The following is a 401-nucleotide window of genomic DNA, read 5'->3' on the forward strand; positions in this document are numbered from 1 at the left end:
ACTGTGCGGCGTACCGTGGGGAATGGCAATGCCGTTGCCCAGATAGGTGCTGATTTGCCCCTCGCGCTCGCGCATGCCTTGTAGATAGTCTGCCCGCGTATGTCCGGCATGGGTCAGGGCTGCAACGACACGCTGTAGCGCCTCGTCTTTTGTTTTGACCTGACGATCGAAACAAATATCGGCAGAAGTCAGTTGCATAGCTTGCTCCTTATTTCATGGCGCCAGCAAGAGCTGTCGCTTTGTCAGTGCGTTTTTGCCACAGCCGCCAGCATCCCAGCATAAGTGCCCCGCAGGCGGAACCGGCGAGAATGCACAGCACCCACATCAACGGTTTACTGACCAGCGGCAGGATTAAGAAGCCGCCGTGCGGTGCCGGAACCTGAATATGCAGGCTGTAGCTG

At 57.4% G+C, this 401-nt stretch carries 1 protein-coding gene and 1 pseudogene; both read right to left on the reverse strand.

Annotated features, from left to right (window positions below):
* The coding region (locus H0X90_RS35485; protein ID WP_196438452.1) for a PTS sugar transporter subunit IIA at window positions 1–198 on the reverse strand (198 nt) is incomplete at its 3' end.
* A gap of 10 nt (window positions 199–208) precedes the next feature.
* Window positions 209–401: pseudogene (locus H0X90_RS35490) on the reverse strand (hypothetical protein); the annotation flags it as partial.

This window comes from Burkholderia sp. 9775_39, assembly GCF_015712225.1.
Taxonomy (GTDB): domain Bacteria; phylum Pseudomonadota; class Gammaproteobacteria; order Burkholderiales; family Burkholderiaceae; genus Burkholderia; species Burkholderia cenocepacia.